13 protein-coding genes are annotated in these 14,539 nt (G+C 68.7%); 12 read left to right on the top strand and 1 reads right to left on the bottom strand.

All coding sequences use genetic code 11. From position 1 onward, the window contains the following. Nucleotides 1–57: 57 nt before the first annotated feature. Nucleotides 58–816, top strand: a complete 759-nt coding sequence (gene fhuF / locus ACO6D5_RS11415; protein ID WP_485825443.1) for a siderophore-iron reductase FhuF — start codon at nt 58–60, stop codon at nt 814–816. A gap of 27 nt (nt 817–843) precedes the next feature. Here the strand turns inward: fhuF and ACO6D5_RS11410 are convergent, their stop codons facing one another. Further along, nucleotides 844–1,716, bottom strand: coding sequence for a GntR family transcriptional regulator (locus ACO6D5_RS11410; protein WP_315846138.1), 873 nt, complete (start codon nt 1,714–1,716; stop codon nt 844–846). 170 nt (nt 1,717–1,886) lie between these two features. On the opposite strand from ACO6D5_RS11410, the gene ACO6D5_RS11405 reads away from it, so the two are divergent. The 11 genes from ACO6D5_RS11405 to ACO6D5_RS11355 form a co-directional block, all read left to right on the top strand. Further along, nucleotides 1,887–3,050, top strand: coding sequence for a C45 family autoproteolytic acyltransferase/hydrolase (locus tag ACO6D5_RS11405; RefSeq protein WP_315846139.1), 1,164 nt, complete (start codon nt 1,887–1,889; stop codon nt 3,048–3,050). Between the two features lie 4 nt (nt 3,051–3,054). Beyond that, a complete protein-coding gene (locus ACO6D5_RS11400; protein ID WP_315846140.1) occupies nt 3,055–3,999 on the top strand; it encodes an ABC transporter permease subunit in 945 nt (314 codons plus the stop codon). Beyond that, nucleotides 3,996–4,814 (top strand): ABC transporter permease, encoded by an 819-nt coding sequence (locus ACO6D5_RS11395; RefSeq protein ID WP_485825442.1) that lies wholly within the window; start codon nt 3,996–3,998, stop codon nt 4,812–4,814. The genes ACO6D5_RS11400 and ACO6D5_RS11395 overlap by 4 nt, the downstream gene beginning before the upstream one ends. After that, entirely contained in the window at nt 4,811–6,478 is a 1,668-nt protein-coding gene (locus tag ACO6D5_RS11390) for a dipeptide ABC transporter ATP-binding protein (RefSeq protein ID WP_485825441.1), read from the top strand. The genes ACO6D5_RS11395 and ACO6D5_RS11390 overlap by 4 nt, the downstream gene beginning before the upstream one ends. Before the next feature lie 12 nt (nt 6,479–6,490). Continuing rightward, nucleotides 6,491–7,345, top strand: coding sequence for an alpha/beta hydrolase (locus ACO6D5_RS11385; protein WP_485825440.1), 855 nt, complete (start codon nt 6,491–6,493; stop codon nt 7,343–7,345). Between the two features lie 24 nt (nt 7,346–7,369). Continuing rightward, on the top strand, nt 7,370–8,923 hold the full coding sequence (locus ACO6D5_RS11380; RefSeq protein WP_485825439.1) for an ABC transporter substrate-binding protein: 1,554 nt from the start codon (nt 7,370–7,372) through the stop codon (nt 8,921–8,923). 14 nt (nt 8,924–8,937) lie between these two features. After that, nucleotides 8,938–10,374 carry an amidase gene (locus ACO6D5_RS11375; RefSeq protein WP_485825438.1) on the top strand — a complete coding sequence of 479 codons (1,437 nt, stop codon included), beginning with the start codon at nt 8,938–8,940 and terminating at the stop codon, nt 10,372–10,374. Nucleotides 10,375–10,383: 9 nt separating this feature from the next. After that, complete coding sequence (locus tag ACO6D5_RS11370) at nt 10,384–11,010, top strand: FMN-binding negative transcriptional regulator (RefSeq protein ID WP_485825437.1); 627 nt, start codon at nt 10,384–10,386, stop codon at nt 11,008–11,010. A gap of 173 nt (nt 11,011–11,183) precedes the next feature. Further along, the gene (locus ACO6D5_RS11365; RefSeq protein ID WP_485825436.1) at nt 11,184–12,326 is read left to right on the top strand and encodes a metallophosphoesterase; all 1,143 of its coding nucleotides are present in this window, start codon (nt 11,184–11,186) and stop codon (nt 12,324–12,326) included. Between the two features lie 30 nt (nt 12,327–12,356). Then, nucleotides 12,357–13,817: a hypothetical protein gene (locus ACO6D5_RS11360; RefSeq protein ID WP_485825435.1), complete on the top strand. Its 1,461-nt coding sequence runs from the start codon at nt 12,357–12,359 to the stop codon at nt 13,815–13,817. 82 nt (nt 13,818–13,899) lie between these two features. Further along, on the top strand, nt 13,900–14,539 hold a 640-nt coding region (locus ACO6D5_RS11355; RefSeq protein WP_485825434.1), incomplete at its 3' end, for a ProQ/FinO family protein.

Raw genomic sequence — 14,539 nt, 5'->3', positions numbered from 1 at the left:
CCCGGGATTTCATTCCTTTCCAGACGCCATGATCCGACCCATGCCGGCGCCGCGCGCATGATCGCATTGCTGCAGCCCTTCTTCCGTGAAGACTGGCGCCCCTACGCCGAAACGGTGCTGCTGGGCGCGCCGGCCGACGGTGGACGCAAGGCGGCCGCGCTGCTGGGCGACCCGGCCGGCCTGGCCGAGGCGCTTGCGCGCCACCGCCGCCATTGGTCGGATGCCGATCCGCGCGCCGTGGCCTCCGCCTGGGCGATGAGCTACTTGTGGACGCTGCTGCCGCCCGTGGCCGCGGCCGCCAGCGGCGCGCGCCACCCGCTGCCCGCGCGCCACGACGCCATGTGGATCGAGCTGGACGGCAATGCGGCGCCTGCGCGCTTCCATATCCAGGAGCTGGGCGCGCCGGACCCCGATGGCGACGTCTGGCGCCGCTACGAGGCGCTGGTCTGGCACCACCTGCTGCCGCTGGCGGACACCTTGTTCCACGCCAGCCGGCTGCCGCGCAAAGTCGTCTGGGGCGGCGCGGTGCGCTACCTGGAAGTCGTGCTGAAGGCGGTCGAGACGCAAACGCAAGGCACCGCGGCGAGCGAGGCCGTGCGCCAGGACCGGCTCGCGCTGCTGGAAAACTCCTGGTGGGGCCCGGAGGGCGACGAACGCGCCAATCCGCTGTGCCTACCGCCCAGAACGTCGCGCGGCCCAGGCCCCGCGATCACGCTGCACCGTGAGTGCTGCCTCTACCATCTGCTGCCGACCGCGCAGTACTGCGCGGCCTGCCCGCTGGCGCCGCAGCACCGGGCGGCGGCCAAGCCCCGCTGACGGGGCCGATTTAACCTGAGCCCTGCTTCAAATATCCGCTGAGCGCGTGATGTGCCGTCTGAGCAGCGCCGTGGCGTAATCCCGGTCGCCCTCGGCCAGGGCCGCCAGAATCCCCAGGTGGTCGGTACACGCCTGATGGATATGGACGTCGGCCAGATGCCCGAAATTGGCGTATTCCGTCATGCGCCGCAACGAGTTCTGGCGCCGCACGGCTTCGGTCAGGAAGCGGTTGTTCGACCAAGCGGCCAGCGTTTCATGAAAGGCCGCGTTCGCGTTGAACCAGGCGTCGCGTTGCAGCTGCTCGACCGGCATCTGCAGGATCTCGGTCTGTTCGCGCTGCAACGCCGCCAATTGGTCGGGACGCGGCGCGTAGCCCGGCGTCATCAGCGCATTGCACTCGACGATCAGCCGGAACTCGTAGCTTTCGTTCACCGCCTGCTCGTTGTCCAGGCTTTCCGCAAAGTGCCAGCCATGCCCGGGCAGCCGTTCGGCCAGCCCTTCCGTCGCAAAGCGCATCAGCGCGCGCCGCACGGCGCCACGCGTCACCTGGAATTGCTCGACCAGTTGCGCTTCGGACACTTCCGCGCCCAGCCGGCCGACCGCGCGCGCGCTCATCAGGTCGCCATACAGGCTTTCCGATTCGGAATGCGGCATCAGCGCGTCCAGGCTTTCGTCGCTGCCCGGCTCGCGTTCCAGCCGGTAGCCCTTGCCCGGCGTGTATGCCACCAGGCCCTGCCGGGTCAGCAGGTTCAACGCCTGCCGGATCGGCGTCCGCGACACCTTGAGATCCTGCGCCAGGCGCGCGTCCGACAGGCGTTCGCCCACCTGCCAGCGCCCGCTTTGAATCAGCGCCGTCAGCTTGCGGGCAACTTCGATCTGTAGGGGACTGAGCTCCTGCATGGCATCGCGCTCCTGCGCTTTACGGGTGGTTCCTATCCTCAATGCCAAATCGCATCCTTGGCATTCACGTTTTCCCTAGATTTCATATACCGCGCCATAAAACAGATTGACAGCCGACAACCGGGCTAATTAGTGTATTACACAGCAACAAAATACAAAAGGACGGATACATGGCGATCACCCCTTTTCCCTGCGTCACGTTGACGGGCGGCCCTGAAAGCCGCGGCCGCCAGTACGGGCAGGCGCTGAAACCCCGGATCCACCAGAGCGTGGCGCTGTATGGCGGGGCCTTGGACGGATTCGGCATGAGCGCCGCGCAGAAGACGGCCCTGATCGCCGACTACGCGCGTCGCATCGGCGACTTCGACGAACGCTATGTCGAGGAAATGCACGGCATCGCGGCGGGCGCCGGCGTGGCGTTCGAAGACATCGTCATGATCAACGCCCGCACCGAAGTCATGGCGTTGGCGCGCGCCCAATGCAGCACGGCCGCCGCCGACGACGAGGCCGACGACGGCTGCACCGGCGCGATCCTCTTGCCCGAGCGCAGCGCCTCCGGCAACCTGATCCACGCGCAGAACTGGGACTGGCGCGCCGAGTGCGCCGATACCGGCGTGGTGCTGCGGGTGCGCCAGGAGCACGGGCCCGACTACCTGACCTTTGTCGAAGCGGGCGGACTGGCGCGCAGCGGCCTGAACGCGGCCGGCGTATCCATCACCGCGAACTACCTGGAGTGCGACCGCGACTACAAGTCGCTGGGCGTGCCGCTGGGGCTGATCCGCCGCAAGGTGCTGGAGCAGGAACACTTCGCGCTGGCCGCCAAGGTCGTGGCGACCACGCCGAAGTCCTGCTCGAACAACATCATGATCGCGTCGGCGGCGGGCTTCGGCATCGATTTCGAATGCGCGCCGGACGAGGCGTTCCCGCTGTACCCGGACGACGGCCTGATCGTGCACGCGAACCACTGGGTCGGCGCCATCGCGCTGTCCAAGCTGCGCGACACGGGCATTCCGCACGTGCCCGAAAGCTTCTACCGCGACTGGCGCGTGCGCCGGCTGCTGCAGGAACAAGGCCGCCTGCTGGACCGCGAAGGCGTCAAGGCCGCGCTGTTCGACGACTTCCTGGCGCCCTATTCCGTGTGCCGCCCCGCGCGCCACGGCGACGGCGGCAACCTGACCGCCACGGTGGCGATGATCGTCATGGAGCCGGCGCTGGGCGTGATGGAAATCGCGCCCATGCCCGCGGCCAACCGTCGCTTCACCACCTACCGGCTGGACGGCGACGAACCGCAGGACGCGGTCGACGTGCGCGAGTCCGAACTGGCGGCAGGCTGACGCCATGCTCAGATTCGTCGCCTCGCGGATCGGCATGGCGCTGCCCACGCTGCTGATCGTTGCGCTTGCCGTGTTCATCCTGGTGCGCCTGATCCCCGGCGATCCGGCCGCGCTGATGCTGGGCGACTCGGCGGATGCGGCCAGCCTTGCCGCGTTGCGCGAACAACTGGGCTTGAACGCCAGTTGGCCGACGCAGTTCGCCATCTGGGCCGGGCACGTGCTGCAAGGCGACCTGGGGCAATCCATCGCCAACCGCCAGCCGGTCATGTCGCTGATCCTTGACCGTTTCGCGGTGAGCGCGCAGATCGTGCTGCCGGCCGTGGTGCTGGCCACCCTGGTGGCGGTGCCGGCCGGCATGTTCGCCGCCTGGCGCCAAGGCCGCATGGCCGACCTGGCGCTGGTGGCCGGCGCCACGCTGCTGCTGTCGCTGCCGGCGTTCTGGATGGGCCTGCTGCTGCTTTTGCTCTTTGCGCTGAAGCTGGGCTGGTTTCCCGTCGTGGGCTTCGTGGCCTTCAGCGAAAACCCCGGCCGCGCGCTGCTGTACCTGGTGTTGCCGGTGGCCACGTTGCTGCTGCACGAGATCGGGGTGATCCTGCGCATGACCCGCGCTTCCACGCTGGAAGTCCTGCACCTGGATTACATCACCCACGCCCGCGCCAAGGGCCTGCCGGAAAGCAAGGTGATGTGGCGCCACGCCTTCAAGAATTCGTTCGGTCCCACCTGGACCTTGCTGGGCCTGATCCTGGGCAACCTGCTGGCCGGCATCGCGGTCATCGAAACCGTGTTCACCATTCCCGGGCTGGGGCGCCTGCTGGTGGATGCGATCTTCGCCCGCGACTATCCCGTCATCCAGGGCTGCCTGCTTTTCATCGCCACCGTCTATGTCCTGGTGAACCTGGTGGTGGACCTGCTGTATCCGATCTTCGACCCCAGGGTGGCCGCGAAATGAACCGTCGTTCCCTTACCGCCGTCGTGGGCGGCACCTTGGTCGCGGCCGTGGTCATCACCGCGCTGGTGGCCGTGTTCTGGACCCCCTACGACCCCCTCAAGCTCAATTTCAAGGCCCGCCTGGCCGCGCCCAGCCTGACCCACCTGATGGGCACGGACGAACTCGGCCGGGACGTGTTCAGCCGGCTGATGCGCGGCACCACCGCCAGCCTGCGCGTCAGCCTGATGACCGTGCTGCTGGCCACCGGCGCCGGCGTGCTGATCGGCGCGGTCAGCGGCTACCTGCGCGGCTGGCCGGACCGGGTGCTGATGGCGTTGAACGATGCGCTGCTGGCCTTTCCCGGACTGCTCCTGGCGCTGGGCCTGCTGGCGGTCTTCGGCGCCAGCGAGACCGGCATCATCCTGGCGCTGGCGCTGGCCTACATGTCGTCGGTCGTGCGGGTGGTGCGCGGCACCGTACTGAGCCTGCGCGAACGCGAATTCGTCCGCGCCTCCCGCGTGATGGGCAATTCCGAGCTCTACACGCTGATGCGCCACCTGCTGCCCAACTGCCTGGCGCCGGTGATCGTCATGGCCACGTCCATGTGCGGCTGGATCATCCTGGCCGAAAGCTCGCTCAGCTTCCTGGGCCTGGGCGTGGCCCCGCCCGCGCCGACCTGGGGCAACATGCTGGCCGGCAGCCGCACCTACATCGGCCAGGCAGCCTGGCTGGCCATCTTCCCTGGCCTGGCGATTTCGCTGTCGCTGCTGGGCATCAACCTGCTGGGCGACGCCTTGCGCGACCGGCTGGACCCCCGCATGCGGAGGCGCGTATGACATCCCCCGTCCTGCTCGATATCGACGGCCTGACGCTGGCCGCCGGCCACGGCCACACCGTGGTGTCCCAAGCCAGCATGCAGGTCGCGCGCGGCGAGATCGTCGGCGTGGTGGGCGAATCGGGCTCCGGCAAGACCATGCTGGGCCGCGCCATCTTGCGGCTGACCCCGCAAGCCATCGACCGCGCGGGCGGCGACATCAAGGTGGAAGGCACCTCCGTCTTCGGACTGCGCCCCGCGCAGCTGCGCGCGCTGCGCGGGCCGAAGGTGGCGATGGTGTTCCAGGAACCCATGACGTCTCTCACGCCGTCGCTCACCGTGGGCCAGCAATTGGCCGAGGGGCTGGAGCAGCATGTGCCCGCCGAACGCGCGACGCACCGCGACCGCATCGAGGCGATGCTGCGCCGCGTGGGCCTGCGTGACGTCTCCCGCGTGCTGGACGCCTATCCGCACGAATTCTCGGGCGGCATGCGCCAGCGCATCATGATCGCCTCGGCCATGTTGCTGCGTCCCGCGCTGCTGATCGCCGACGAGCCCACCACGGCGCTGGACGCGGTGATCCAGCGCGAAGTGATGGAAATGCTGGTGGAACTGACCCAGGAAAACGGCACGGCGGTGCTGCTGATCAGCCACGACCTGCCCATGGTGGCGCGCTATGCGCAGCGCATGGTGGTGATGCGGCGCGGCGACATCGTCGAAACCGGCTCTACCGCGCAGGTGCTGGCCGCCCCGGCGCACGAGTACACCCGCCAGTTGCTGGCGACCTTGCCGCAACGGCGCCCCCCGCGTCCCTTGGCCACCCAGGCGCCGCTGCTGTCGGCGCGCGGCCTGACGGTGGAGTACGGCGCGCGCCAGGGCTGGTTCACCAAGCAGGCGGGCAACCGGGTGCTGCACGGCATCGACCTGGACATCCACCCCGGCGAAGTCGTGGCCGTCGTGGGCGAATCCGGCTCGGGCAAGACTACCTTGGGGTCCGTGCTGACGGGGCTGGTCGCGCCCACCGGCGGCGCGCTGCGCTACAAGGGCCAGCCGCTGGCCTCGCGCGGCGCCGTCTTCAATGACTACCGCTACAACTGCCAGATGGTCTTCCAGGACCCGTATTCGTCGCTGGACCCGCGGATGACCGTGTCGGCGCTGGTGGCCGAGGCGCTGCGGCTGGCGCCCGGGCTCACCCCCGCGCAAAAGGACGAACGCGTCGCCGACACCTTGCAGGACGTGGGCCTGGGCGGCGATTTCGGCTTGCGCTACCCGCACGAGCTGTCCGGCGGCCAGCGCCAGCGCGTGGCCATCGCGCGCGCCCTGGTGCGCCGGCCGGCGCTTCTGATCGCCGACGAAGCGGTGTCGGCGCTGGACGTCACGGTGCGCGCCCAGGTGCTGGACCTGCTGGCCGACCTGCAGCAACGCTACGGCTTTTCGTGCCTGTTCATCAGCCATGACCTGGGGGTGGTCGAGCAGATCGCCGACCGCGTCATCGTGATGCAAGCAGGCCGGATCGTCGAGGAAGGCGTGCGCGACGCCATTTTCGACCGCCCCCGTGAACCGTACACGCGCCAATTGCTGGGCGCCATCCCCATGCTGGAGGCCACCGCCGCCGGCGGCGTGCGCCTGAAGTGGCGCAACGACGCCCAGGCCAGCCAGCCGCTGGCCGCCGTATCCCTTATCTAGGAGACCCCATCCATGTCCACGCATCCCCCGCGCCGCCAAGGCCACGGCGTCAAGCTCAGCTTCTACGACTTCGGCGCCACGCCATTCTTCGCCAGCCAGTTCGACCAGCGCTTCAGCTATTGCCTGTACGTGCCGCCGGACTATGACGAGGCCGCGTCCAAGGCCTACGACCTGGCCGTGATCGTGCATGGCACCGGCCGCACGGCCACCGAGTACCGGGACCGCTTCGCCGATTTCGCGCAGCGCAACGACTGCATCGTGCTCGCGCCGCTGTTCCCGGTGGGCATCATCGAACCCGGCGACCTGGCCAACTACAAGCGCATCCAGTTCCACGACATCCGCTACGACCACGTGCTGCTGTCGATGGTGGACGAAACCATCGCCAAGTACCGCATCAATGGCAGCCGCTTCCTGCTGTACGGCTATTCGGGTGGCGGGCAGTTCTGCCAGCGCTTCTTCATGCTGCACCCGGAACGCCTGCAGGCCGTCTCCATCGGCGCGCCCGGCGTGGTGACGCTGCTGAACCAGGACTACGACTGGTGGGTGGGCGTGCGCGACGTGCCGGCCCGTTTCGGCCGCGCGATCGATATCGACGCCATGCGCGAGGTCGCGGTGCAGACGCTCGTCGGCACCGAAGACACCGCCACCTGGGAAATCACCATCCCGCGCGACAGCAAGCTGTGGATGCCGGGCGCGGAACTGCAAGGCGACAACCGCATCCAGCGGATCGAGGCGCTGGCCAAGAGCTTCGAGGCCCATGGCATCAAGGTGCGCCGCGACACCGTGCCCGGCGTCGCCCACGAACCCTTCAAAGTCATCGAACCCGTGCAGGCGTTCTTCGAGGACTTTTTGAAGTCCCGCCGCTAAGCCATTAAAAATACAGGGGAAACCATGAACACGAACCTTGCCTTGCCTGCCTTGCTGTTAAGCGGCCTGCTGGCCGCCCCGGCCCATGCCGCGGGCGATGCCGAGATGCTGCGCGTGGCGCTGCACGCCGACATCGCCAGCATCAATCCGGGGGTCAATCGCGACGCCAATGCCGACATGGTGCTGGCGCACGTCGTCGAGGGCCTGGTCGCCTACGGCGACGACCTGAAGATCAAGCCCGTGCTGGCGGAAAGCTGGCAGGTCAGCGACGACGGCAAGGTCTACGAGTTCAAGCTGCGCCCCAAAGTGCACTTCCAGAACGGCAGCGTGTTGACGGCGGACACCGTCGTCTGGAACTTCAAGCGCTACCTGGATCCGAAGACCAACTTCCAGTGCGTCAACCGCTACAACGGCAAGATCGGGCCCGCGTTGCAGGACGTGCAGGCGGTGGACCCGCTGACCGTGCGCTTCACGTTTTCGGCGCCGGCACCCAATTTCCCGATGACGATGGCCACCGTCCAGTGCACGCCGTGGATCCTGCATCCGGATTCGGTCAAGGCAGACGGCAGCTTCAATGCCCCCATCGGCACCGGCCCCTATGCCTTTGGCGGCATGATGCAGGGCCGCCAACTGGACCTGAAGCGCTTTGCCGACTATGACGCCCTGCCCGGCGCGCGCGACGGCTATGCGGGCAACAAGACGGCCACCATCCCCGTGCTGCGCTTCATGACGGTGCCCGACGCCAGCACCCGCAGCAACGGGCTGCTGTCGGGCGATCTGGACGTGGTGGACGGTATCGAGCCCGCCACCATGGAGACCTTGCGCGGCCAGGGCATTCCCGTTCAGGTGCAGCAAACACCCAGCTGGCTGGTGATGCAGGTGCAAACCAATGCCCCGGCGCTGCAAGACGTGCGGATGCGCCAGGCCATTGCCCAGGCGCTCAGCCTGCCGGACCTGGCCGAAGCGTCGGGCGAAGGGCTGTACACGGCCAACCCGTCGGTGCTGGTGCCGCAAAGCCCCTATTACGACGCGCGCAGCAAGACCTGGCCGGCCTACGACCCGGCGGCGGCACGCAAGCTGCTGGCGCAGGCCGGCTACAAGGGCCAGCCGATCACCCTGCTGGTGGCCAACCGCCAGGAACGCGTGCAGGCCGCCACCATCGTGCAGGCCATGCTGGCCGCCTCCGGCATCAACGTGGAATTGAAGGTGCGCGACTGGGCCTCGCAGTTGGACCTGTACGGACGCGGCCAATATGAACTGGCGATCTTCGGCTACTCGGCCCGCCTGGACCCGCTGCTGATGTACGAATCGCTGATCGGCGACAAGAAGCTCGAGCCGACCCGCCAGTGGGACGATCCCAAGGCTGCCGCGCTGCTCAAGCAGGTTGCGATGGAACCCGACCTGGCCAAGCGCCGCGACGGCTTCAACCAGCTGCACGAACTGATGGCGCGCGACATCCCCATCATCGGCCTGTTCAACCTGCCCGTCGTGACCGCGCTGCGGCCCGTCGTGCAAGGCTACGAAGGCTGGCCGGCCGGCACGCACCGCTTCTGGGGCGTGACCAAGACCCAACCCTGACCCCGCATTCCGACATGTCCTACTCTGAAATCGATTATCTACAGTCCGACGCAACCGCGCTGGCGGCCGCCATCCGCGGCGGCCAGCTCAGCCCCTCGGACGCCGTGGCGCACGCGTTTGCCGCCATCGACCGCGTCAATCCCCAGTTGAACGCCGTCATCCTGACGATGCGCGAGGCGGCCGACGAGCAATTGCGCCAGTTGCCCGCCGACGCGCCGCTACGCGGCGTGCCCGTGCTGTTGAAGGACGACTGCCCCACCTATGCCGGCGTGCCGATGTCCTTCGGCTGCCGGGCCGCCCGCGGCTATGTGCCGGCACAGGACCACGAGATCGTGCGCCGCTACAAGGCGGCCGGCATGGTCATCGTGGGCAAGACCAACCTGCCGGAGTTTTCCGGCAACATCGCCACGTCGCCCACGCTGCACGGCGCCACGCTGAACCCGTGGGACGCCGGCCGCAGCATCGGCGGGTCGTCCGGCGGGGCGGCCGCCGCCGTGGCCGCCCGAATGGTGCCCCTGGCCTATGGCAATGACGGCGCAGGCTCCATCCGCATTCCGGCGTCCTGCGGCGGCCTGTTCGGTCTGCGGGCCTCGCGCGGGCGCACGCCTTGCGGGCCGGTGTCCAGCGAGAACTGGGGCGGGCTGGTCAGCCACCACGCCCTGACGCGATCCGTGCGCGATTCGGCCTTGCTGCTGGACCTGACGGACGCCCCCGAGGCCGGCGCCCTTTACGCCGCGCCGGCCAAGTCCGGCCCGTATGCGCAGGCGGCGTCCCGCGATCCGCGCCCGCTACGCATCGGCGTCATCTCGCAGCCCGGCATGGGTTTGCGCGTGGACGACGACATCGCCGCGGCGCTCGAGGACGCCTCGGCGCTTTGCCGCCAATTGGGGCACCGTGTCGAGGCCGCCGCCTTCAACTTCGACGAATCCGCCCTGGCCGACGCCTACCTGCGGATCATTGCCGCCTACACGGCGCTGGAGGTGGACGCCATCGCCGCCGACACCGGTCGGCCGGCGGACGCCGACGGCTTCGAGCCCGTCAACCTGGGCCTGGCCGAATTCGGCCGCCGCTTGTCCGCCCCCGCCCTGCTGGCCGCGCGCAACACCGCCAACAGCGTCGCGCGCAGCCTGGGCCGGCTGTTCGCCGAGGTCGACATCCTGCTGACCCCCGTCATGCCGACGCTGCCCGCGCCCATGACCGCGCTGGACGTGCGCGGCCCGGACTGGCGCGCCTTTGCCGACGAATTCATGCAGGGCACCGTCTTCACCCGGCCAGCCAACGCCGCCGGCATCCCCGCCATGAGCGTGCCGCTGTTCCAGACTGCCGCCGGACTTCCCGTCGGCATCCAGTTCATGGCGCCCTACGGCGACGAAACCACGCTCTTCGAACTGGCCGGCCAACTGGAACGCGCCCGCCCCTGGACGCACCGCCTGCCCCCGGTCCACGCCTGACCCATCCCCATGCTCTATACGCAACCGCATTACCAGCCCGCCGCCGACACCGACGTGTTCGACCTGGTCGACCGAACCGTCCTGGGCACGCTCATCACCGCCCACCCGGAGGGCGTGGCGATCTCGCATCCCGTCTTCCGCATCGACCGCAGCCGCGGGCCGCACGGCACCCTGGTGTCGCACGTGGCCGCCGCCAACGACCACGTGCGTTTCCTGGAACAGGGGCTGCCCAGCATCGCGATCCTGATGGATAGCGGCCAGTACATCTCGCCGTCCTGGTATCCGGGCTATCCGCAGCGCGACAGCGCGCCGACCTGGGGTTTCATGGTGGCGCACTTCCATGGCCGCCCGGCGCTGCTGTCCCGCGACGACACGGTGCGCCATCTGGCCGACCTGGTCGCCCATATGGAGCGGGGCAGAGAGCAGCCCTGGCAGATGAAGGAACTGGGGCCGGGCGGGGTCGACCGCCGCGTGCCGCGCATCGTCGCGTTCGAGATCCCGGTTGCGTCCTGCGAAATCAAGTTCAAGCTGGGGCAGGACGAACGCCCCGCCGACATGCGCGGCGCCGCCGACCAATTACGGCGCGACGACCACCCCGCGTTGGCGCAAGCCATCGAACGCCACTGCAAGCTGTAGCCGGGCGGCGGCAGGCCGCGCAGACGCATGGCTTGCCGCTGAAGGCATGAGCGGCAAGCCGTTGCTTTGTCCCTACGGGCTGCCGGCCTACCGTGCGTCCTGGGGGGACAGGTCGTCATAATGTCGCTGGCTTCGGCCGCCCCGTCCCCGCCGCTTTCAGTAGGAATTACCGCGTGTTCCATGTCTTCACGGGACTGATCAGTCTCTATGTCATCTGGCGTTGCGTCCTGCCCCAGCCCATTTCCACATCCCGCCGCGTCTTGCTGTCGGCCGCGCTGCTGGCGATCGCCGAACACCATCTGGTGACGCGCAACTTCTTTGGCAGCATGGCGTCGCCCGAAATCCCGTCCGCCCTGCTGATGGCGCTGGGCTGGCTGTTCGGCAGCCTGCTCCTGCTGGCCATGCTGCTGCTGGTCCGCGATGTGGCGGCGCTGGCCGCCTGGGCGGTGTCGCGCGAGCGGGGCCGGCGCCTGTGGGCCGCTCGCCGCTGGAGCCAGGGGGCCGCCGTGCTGGCCCTGGCGCTGTCGGCCATCGGCGTGTGGCAGGCGGTACGCGAACCCGACGTCAAGACCCTGGAAATCGCGGTGCCGAAGCTGCCACCGGCGCTTGACGGGTTCCGCCTGGTGCAACTGACCGACCTGCATGCCAGCCGGCTGCTGGAAGCGCCGTGGATAGACGCCGTCGTCAAGAAAACCGACGCCCTGAATCCCGACCTGATCGTCATCACGGGCGACCTGGTCGATGGCACCACCGCCGCCCGCGCCGCGGACGTGCAGCCGCTGCAGGCGCTGCGCGCCCGCTACGGCGTCTATGCGATCCCCGGCAACCACGAGTACTACGCGGAATACCAGCGCTGGCTGCCTGTGTTCGAACACCTGGGCCTGCGGCTTTTGCTCAACGAGCACGTGACGCTGACGCCGGATGGCCAGCGCCTGGTCCTGGCCGGCGTCACCGACCGGATGGCGGCCGCCTACGCCCAGCCTTTGCCTGACGTGCAGCAGGCGCTGGCCGGCGTGCCCCCGAGCGATCCCGTCATTTTGCTGAGCCATCGCCCCACCGGCGCGGCGCTCAACGCCCGGGCCGGCGCAGGCCTGCAATTGTCCGGCCATACCCATGGCGGCCAGATCCTGGGTCCGCACCTGCTGACGCAGTGGGCCAATGAAGGCTATGTCTCGGGCCTGTACCAAGTCGGCGGCATGACGCTGTATGTCAGCAACGGCACCGGGCTGTGGCCCGGCTTCCCGATCCGGCTGGGGCGTCCTTCGGAAATCACCCAGATCGTGTTGCGTTCGCCGGCGAAGGCCGCGCCGCAATAAACTCCCCGACCACCCAGCCCCGCCACGCCCATGACGTATCTTCTGTGGTCCCTGCCCGCCCTGACCGTGATCGGCGCCATCGCCAGCGGGCGGGTGAACACCACGATCGCCGCCGTGCTGGGGCTGTTTGCCGCCATTCCCATCGCGCTTTACGCCGCGCCCGCGCCCTTCGGCGGCGCTCAGTTGGCGGTGACGCTCGAACGCGGCCTGTGGATCGGCTGGATCATCACCCCTTACATCCTGGGCGGGCTGCTGTTCTGGCAGATGGCCTCGCAAGGCCACCCGCCGGCCGCCGCCGACCAGGCCGGACTGAACGATCCGCTCGCCCGGCGCCGGCGCCTGTTCTTCGCCTGTTTCCTGATCGGCCCGTTTGCCGAGTCCGCCACCGGCTTCGGCGTGGGCATGCTGGGCACGGTGCTGCTGATCCGCCCGCTGGGCTTGAAACCGCGCGACATCATGGTGTTCGCCTTGCTGAGCCAGACCCTGATCCCATGGGGGGCGATGGGCAGCGGCACGCTGCTGGCCTCGGCCTATGCACGGGTGCCCGCTGCGCAGCTGGCGCTGTACAGCATGGTGGCGGTGGCGCTGCTGATGGTCGTGTGGATGATCCTGTTCTGGCGCACCGCGCGCCACGCCGGCCTTCTGGCGGATGCCGCCGAACACCGGCGCGAAGCCGTCTGGCTGGCCGCCAGCCTGGGCCTGCTGACGGCCGCCACCGCCTTGCTGGGACCCGAAACCGCGCTGCTGGCCGCCTATGGCCCGTTGATCGTGCTGCGCTTTCTGCTGGATCGCCGCCCTGGCCGGCCGCAGGCCGTGGCCGCCGCGAGGCGCGCACTGCCCTACATCCTGGTGATCGCGTGCCTGGTGGCCACGCGCCTGATCCCCGGGCTCAATCGCGCCCTGGCGGCGCTGGCCGACATCCGCCCATTCGCGGACCTGCCCGCCTGGATGCCCTTCCTGCACGCGGGCAGCTGGCTGATCGCCGGCGCGCTTGCCATGGCCGCCTGGCACCGCCAGCCCGGCGCGCTGGCCGCCCAGGCCCGCGCCTCATGGAAAACCGGCCGCCATGCCGTCATGTCCGTCTTCCTGTTCGCCATGATGGCCGAAGTGCTGGCAGGCGCCGGCATCTCGCAGGCCTACGCCGACGGCCTGTTCGCCACGCTGCAGGACTGGACCATCCTGATCACCCCCGTGCTGGCCGGCGCCTTCGGCATCCTGGCCAACAGCGGCAACGCGCCGAACAGCCTGTTCATGCCGTCCCAGCTATCATTGGCGGTTCAAGCGGGCCTGAACGTGCCGGCGGCGGCTGCGCTGTTACACGTATCGGGCACGGCGATGGGCATTTTTTCACCGGTAAGAATGTCGATTGCGGCCGGTCTGGCTCACGGCCAAGGGCAAGAACGCAGCGTGTATGTTCTACTACTGCCGTTCGCCTTGGCCGCGTTCGGCATTCTTTTGTCCCTGGCACTGCTTGTCGTGGTGTCGGGATAGCCGCCGGAGCGCTGATGCTCTCGGCCTCAACCTTTTTTTTGTGTAGCACATGGGACTAGAACAGTTAGCCGCGATCCGGGCATTGATTACCAAGCAAGCGCCCGAAGAGCCGACCCCCAAGAAGGAATCGCGTCCTCAGGGCGGCGGCAAGGGACCTCGTTCGCCGCAAGGCGCTGGCAAGGGCCCGCGTCCGCAAGGCGGCGATAAAGGCGCGCGCCCCCAAGGCGGCGACAAGGGCCAACGGCCGCAACGCGCAGAACGCCGCGAGACGCCGGTGGATCCCGTCGTAGTCGCGATTTCGCGCCTGCAACGCCAGTTCCCCAAGGCATTCCCCAAGAACCCCGCTCCCAAGCTTCCGCTGAAGCTCGGCGTGCTGGCGGACCTGGTGCAACACGCCCAGGCCCTGCAGCTGGACGAGACGCAGATCAAGGAAGCGGTCAAGACCTGGTGTGATGGCCGCCGCTACTGGACCTGCATGGTGGAAGACGCGCCGCGCGTGGACCTGAACGGCGAACCCTCGGGCGCCGTGACCGCCAACGAAGCCAAGCACGCCAAGCGCATGGCTTCGCGCAGCGCGTCCAAGAACGCCGCCGCGCGCAACAAGGCCAAGAAGGCGGAAGCCGCTGCCGCAGCCGGAGCCCCGGCCGCCGCTGGCGCGCCTGCCACGGATGCGCCCGTCGCCGACGCCCCGGTTGCCGATCTGCCGGCTTCCGCCGCGCCCG

It is taken from the genome of Achromobacter sp., assembly GCF_057314935.1.
This window is presented reverse-complemented; position numbering and strand designations above follow the sequence as displayed.

Excerpts from the sequence above, each read along its gene's own strand:
- ACO6D5_RS11405 (WP_315846139.1), top strand. The coding sequence starts at position 1,887 with ATGGCGATCACCCCTTTTCCCTGCGTCACGTTGACGGGCGGCCCTGAA.
- ACO6D5_RS11410 (WP_315846138.1), bottom strand. The coding sequence starts at position 1,716 with ATGCAGGAGCTCAGTCCCCTACAGATCGAAGTTGCCCGCAAGCTGACG.
- ACO6D5_RS11395 (WP_485825442.1), top strand. The coding sequence starts at position 3,996 with ATGAACCGTCGTTCCCTTACCGCCGTCGTGGGCGGCACCTTGGTCGCG.
- ACO6D5_RS11375 (WP_485825438.1), top strand. The coding sequence starts at position 8,938 with ATGTCCTACTCTGAAATCGATTATCTACAGTCCGACGCAACCGCGCTG.
- fhuF (WP_485825443.1), top strand. The coding sequence starts at position 58 with ATGATCGCATTGCTGCAGCCCTTCTTCCGTGAAGACTGGCGCCCCTAC.
- ACO6D5_RS11360 (WP_485825435.1), top strand. The coding sequence starts at position 12,357 with ATGACGTATCTTCTGTGGTCCCTGCCCGCCCTGACCGTGATCGGCGCC.
- ACO6D5_RS11385 (WP_485825440.1), top strand. The coding sequence starts at position 6,491 with ATGTCCACGCATCCCCCGCGCCGCCAAGGCCACGGCGTCAAGCTCAGC.
- ACO6D5_RS11400 (WP_315846140.1), top strand. The coding sequence starts at position 3,055 with ATGCTCAGATTCGTCGCCTCGCGGATCGGCATGGCGCTGCCCACGCTG.
- ACO6D5_RS11380 (WP_485825439.1), top strand. The coding sequence starts at position 7,370 with ATGAACACGAACCTTGCCTTGCCTGCCTTGCTGTTAAGCGGCCTGCTG.
- ACO6D5_RS11390 (WP_485825441.1), top strand. The coding sequence starts at position 4,811 with ATGACATCCCCCGTCCTGCTCGATATCGACGGCCTGACGCTGGCCGCC.
- ACO6D5_RS11370 (WP_485825437.1), top strand. The coding sequence starts at position 10,384 with ATGCTCTATACGCAACCGCATTACCAGCCCGCCGCCGACACCGACGTG.